The organism is Roseibium sp., assembly GCF_025698965.1.
Classification (GTDB): Bacteria; Pseudomonadota; Alphaproteobacteria; order Rhizobiales; family Stappiaceae; genus Roseibium.
This window is the reverse complement of record NZ_JAILWL010000460.1, coordinates 1-5214: the sequence shown is the minus strand read 5'-3', so window position 1 is coordinate 5214 and position 5214 is coordinate 1. Positions and strand designations below refer to the sequence as shown.

General features: G+C 52.6%; 4 protein-coding genes. 1 reads left to right on the top strand and 3 read right to left on the bottom strand.

What is annotated here, in order from left to right; genetic code table 11:
* Positions 1-1583 (bottom strand): ABC transporter substrate-binding protein (locus K5905_RS26970; protein WP_297590064.1); only part of this gene is annotated, 1583 nt, incomplete at its 3' end.
* A gap of 557 nt (positions 1584-2140) precedes the next feature.
* Between K5905_RS26970 and K5905_RS26965 the strand changes: the two genes are divergently transcribed.
* Entirely contained in the window at positions 2141-3196 is a 1056-nt protein-coding gene (locus K5905_RS26965; protein ID WP_297590062.1) for an NAD-dependent epimerase/dehydratase family protein, read from the top strand.
* A gap of 19 nt (positions 3197-3215) precedes the next feature.
* Here the strand turns inward: K5905_RS26965 and K5905_RS26960 are convergent, their stop codons facing one another.
* Together K5905_RS26960 and K5905_RS26955 are read right to left on the bottom strand one after the other, a co-directional pair.
* The gene (locus tag K5905_RS26960; protein ID WP_297590059.1) at positions 3216-4595 is read right to left on the bottom strand and encodes a DUF1963 domain-containing protein; all 1380 of its coding nucleotides are present in this window, start codon (positions 4593-4595) and stop codon (positions 3216-3218) included.
* 195 nt (positions 4596-4790) lie between these two features.
* A partial coding sequence (locus K5905_RS26955) for an ABC transporter substrate-binding protein (RefSeq protein ID WP_297590056.1) occupies positions 4791-5214 on the bottom strand: 424 nt, incomplete at its 5' end.

The following is a 5214-nucleotide window of genomic DNA, read 5'->3' as shown; positions in this document are numbered from 1 at the left end:
TTGGCACGTTCGTCAGCCTGCTGCATGCGGGCCATGACGATGTCCATTTCCTCGGCGAGACGATCCATCGCTTCCTGCGGCGTGAATGCACCGGAGTTCACGTCACCGATCTGCTGCCACCAGATCTGGGCCAGCTTCGGATAGTCCGGAACGTTAACACCGGTCGGAGACCAGGCAACGCGATCAGGGGAGCGGTAAAACTCGACCAGACCACCCAGCTTCGGTGCACGTTCTGTGAAGGACTCGTGATTGACGGTACTGTCGCGAATGAAAGTCAGACCGACGTGGCTCTTCTTGGTGTCGACGGTTTTGGAAACGACGAACTGAGCGTAGAGCCAGGCTGCTTTCGCACGATCTTCCGGGGTGGACTTCAGGATGGTCCAGGAACCCACGTCCTGGTAACCGACCTTCTGGCCTTCTTCCCAATAAGGACCATGCGGGCTCGGAGCCATGCGCCACAGCGGTGTACCTTCGTCATCCACCGTGTTGTTGCCTTCGGACTTCGGCTTCACCATGTCAGCTGTGAAAGCGGTGTACCAGAAGATCTGCTGGGCGACATTGCCCTGGCTGAGCGCCGGCAGCGACTGGTAGAAGTCGAAGCTGGCAGCACCAGGAGGTGCATAATTGCGCAGCCATTCGTCCCACTTGCGGATCGCGTAGACAGCAGCCGGACCGTTGGCAGCACCACCACGGGAGACGGAAGCGCCCACCGGATTGCAGGTGCCTTCTTCCATGCGAATGCCCCACTCGTCGACCGGCACGCCATTCGGCTCACCCTTGTCGCCGGCACCAGCCATGGAAAGCCAGGCATCGGTCATGCGCCAGCCGAGATCCGGTGCGCGCTTGCCGTAGTCCATGTGACCGTAAATCGCGACGCCGTCGATTTCATTGACGTCCTTGCTGAAGAATTCAGCAATGTCCTCGTATGCCGACCAGTTGACCGGAACGCCGAGTTCGTAACCGTACTTGTCCTTGAAGGCCTTCTTCAGGTCTTCACGCTCAAACCAGTCCTTGCGGAACCAGTAGAGGTTCGCAAACTGCTGATCCGGCAGCTGGTAAAGGTCGCCATCCGGGCCGGTTGTGAACTGGGTACCCATGAAGTCGTCGAGATCGAGACCCGGGTTGGTAACGTCTTTGCCGTTGCCACCCATCCAGTCGGTCAGGTTATAAGCCAGCTGCAGACGTGAATGCGTACCGATCAGATCGGAATCGTTGACATAAGCGTCATAGAGGTTCCGGCCGGTCTGCATTTGCGTCTGCACGGCCTGCACCACCTCACCTTCACCCAGGATCTGGTGATTGACCTTGATACCGGTGATTTCCTCGAATGCCTTGGTCAGAACTTCCGACTCGTAAGAGTGTGTCGGAATGCCTTCTGACAGGACGTTGATCTCCATGCCATTGAACGGCTCGGCCGCCTGAATGAACCACTGCATCTCTGCGAGCTGCTCATCTTTGGTCAAAACGGATGGCTGGAATTCTTGATCGATCCACTTCTGTGCCGCTGCTTCGTCGGCAAAGGCGGACCCTGCTCCCGCAAGTACAGCACCAGCTGCAACTGCGGAGAGTAGATACTTACGCATCTGCATCTCCTCCCATGAGAGTTTAAGAGCCGTGTTTATCCGGCTAGGCATAGATGGTCACAGCATCGCCATGATGTCAAACTAAATTTTTAGTAGATTTTCAATTTGATGGAATCGAGAAGTAACGCATTGTTTTTTATAAAATATTTTCCCCATGCGTGGGGTCTATTTGACCCTAATCATTCCCAATCCTTGATCTCAATTGATCCCAGTGTGGCACAAATTTGACAAGAGATGTAGTGTAAAATGAAGTTTCGAGACTTTCACATAAGGGGTAAAGATTATTCTTTTGAGCTTCGTTTTGCGTTGCAAACGAAAATATAAAGGCGATTTTGCAGCGCAACACAACGGCACTGAGCCGGCATTTGGCTCGACTTGCAAGCAGATTGGCAGCTCATGATTTGATACTTGAGCGATAGGTTTTATTTTCCGGCCAATAGAATAAAACCGGTCAGGGGTCGGACCACAATGTTCACAAGCAGGGTTTTTCGAAGGCCAGGTCGGCGCATCTGGTGGCAGTACCGAAATTCGTGAACGGGAATTCAAGGATCAGCAGAATGGACATCACGACGGACACTCCTGTGCTGGTAACCGGTGCAACCGGATATGTCGCTGGCTGGTTGGTAAAGGAATTGCTGGAGGCGGGCCTCACCGTACACGCCGCCGTTCGGAACCCGAACGACGCTTCAAAGCTGGGGCACTTGAATGAAATTTCCAGGCGGGCACCCGGAACGATCAGATACTTCAAGGCGGATCTTCTCAACCCCGGTTCTTATGCGCAGGCAATGGAAGGATGCTCGATTGTCTTTCATACTGCCTCCCCGTTCACCGTGAACGTCAAGGATCCTCAAAGGCAATTGATCGACCCCGCCGTCAAGGGCACACGCAATGTCCTTGAAACCGCCAAAGACAGCGACTGCGTTGAACGTGTGGTGGTCACCAGCTCCTGCGCGGCGATTTACACCGACGCGATTGACTGTCACGCGGCTCCTGGCGGCGTTTTGACGGAAGAAGTCTGGAATGAAACGGCCTCTCTGTCATACCAGCCTTACAGCTATTCAAAGACACTGGCCGAGAAGGAAGCCTGGAAAATCGCGTCAGGTCAGAGCCGGTTCAAGCTGGTCACGGTCAATCCGTCACTCGTCGTCGGTCCTGCACTCTCCAAAAAGCCGACATCGGAGAGCTTCAACATCGTCCGCCAGATGGGTGATGGCACCATGAAGCAAGGCGCGCCGAAACTCGGCATTGGTGCGGTGGACGTCCGCGACCTGGCAAAGGCTCATGTCGCGGCAGCCTTCTCACCTGACGCCGAAGGCAGGTATATTGTTTCCGCTTACAACACCAATTTGCTGGAGATCGGGAAAACGCTGATTGAAAAATATGGCGACGCCTATCCGATCCCGCGCAACTCCCTGCCGAAATGGATCGTTTGGATGGTCGGACCGATTGTGAGCGGTATTTCGCGAAAGTTCGTCGAGAACAATGTCAACGTGAAATGGAAAGCGGACAATTCAAAAGGCAAGCGCGTACTGGGCATAACCTATCGTCCGCTGCAGGAATCCATGGAAGATATGTTTGAGCAGATGATCCAAACGGGTATGTTCCGGAAGTGACTTCAATAAGAGGCCGCGATCAATTTGCGACGTCGCCCCAGGCCGCTTGCCACCTTCTCTTTTTGAGATCTTTAGGCTTGATGAAAAATGCGAGGCTGCTCGCATCGCCGAATGTCCATCCAAGCAGATTGCTGGAAGGAAGTTCCAGTAGATGAACCGGGTTGCTCAATTGAGAATAGGGAAACCCATCCCTAGGATCGGCCCCCATTAGCGGAGCCTCTGCTTTTACAAAAAACCGCCAGTAGTCTGCAAAAAATGATCTGTATCGCTCTGGAATAGCGTCTGGATTGCTCCGATATCTCACTCTGAGGTTGGTTTCGAGAAACTCGAAATAGCTCATCACCGGCCGTTCATGAACACCGAGATTTTCCGGATTTCCTGCGGCATCACCCAGATGCCAGCCCCTTGTGTCAATTTTCATAAGAGCTTGCACAAATCGATCAGCATTTCTGGGACTAAATTTCCTTTGATCGACGAGTTCTGCGCGATAGTCGGCGGCAAGCTGTCGAAAGATATGTGCCGTCTCATCGCGTGCAGCCAATCGAACGCCCGTTGGATCAGATTTTTCGATTGAACTGCGTACCGCCCCTGTCGTCTGTTTGTCCAAATAAGCTTCAAAACACTCGATCAACGCAATCGAGGTAGATTGATCATGCGGAGGAAATTCATGTAGATGGAAATGCTCTTTCTTGTAAGCACTGCAAAGATCCGCAGCATTCCTGCGCTTTTTCAGAGAGTTTTGATAGTCTGGCTCATCAGTTGGATTGATTGGCTCCGGAATGAGAAACCAACGCGGAGCCAGTTTTTCGGTGTCGCCCGTCAATTCATCCAGACGCGAGCGGGAATTGCCATACCCCCTAGGATATTCAGGGGCGACAGGTGCGCATCTTTCCTCTCCCAGTATGTCGGTATGCAACACTACTACTTTACCCAAATTCTCCCGAGAGGTGAAAAAACAGAGCCAACCCTTTCTGGGACGCTCGCCTCCCCAAAGGTTTACTGGCAAGTTTTCACAGCAGATTTGCGCAAAAAACATTGCCGACCCTCCCTCGATCTCAGGCCAATCCACATGGGCTGGCAAGCAAGGGTTTCCACCGATCCAACTGCGTTGCCTTTCTTGGGTTCCGGTTTCACTTGCAAGCACCATTCGAAGCGGAAATTCACGATATTGCGCTCCAGCATCTTTGGATTTGAAAGCGACCGAAGTGACATCCCCGACTAAATTGGCGAATTCAGATGCGCTGAAATTTGGCGCAGGTGAACCTGGATATTTGGAAGGTTCGTGTTTGGGAGCAGGCTTGAACAGCGAAGAAAGTGCAGCCCAAGAAATCTGAATCAGAGCAGCAATAATGAGCCTTATGATCTTTAGAAAATCGAATATGAACTTAACAAATTTCATGGCGTAACGATCCAATCAAGTCAGGACGCGAGACACCGATATTGAAAAACCATCAATTATTGGTTGAAATTTCTGAGAAAACCACTGTGACTGAAGCGTCATCTGAAGGAGTGGATTGAGACCGCGCTCTTGTTCGACACTCACCCGAAGGCTGACAGGCGCGGATTTCTACCGCGCCTGTAATCCGTCCAAATCTTACATCTTGCACTCAGCGGCATAGGCGTCTGCGTGGTCGGTCATGGCCGTGCCGATGATCTTGTTGGTATAGACATCACCTTCCTTGATCACTTCGCGGACATAAATGTCCTGCACCGGGTGATGGTTCGGACCGAAAGAAAAATCACCACGTGTCGAATTGAATTCAGCCGCTTCCAATGCCGCACGGAAAGCATCGGCATCTTTCACATCAGCTTTCGCCATCGCGGACAGAAGCAGATTGGCCGTATCAAAGCCTTGTGATGCATAGAGCGATGGCAGACGGCCATACTCAGCCTGGAAACTCTCGACGAAGGCCTTGTTGGTATCGTTGTCGATGTCCTTGTTCCACTGGCTGGTGTTTTTCACGCCAAGCGCCGCATCGCCGACAGCCTGCAAGATGCCCTGGTCGAATGAGAAGGAT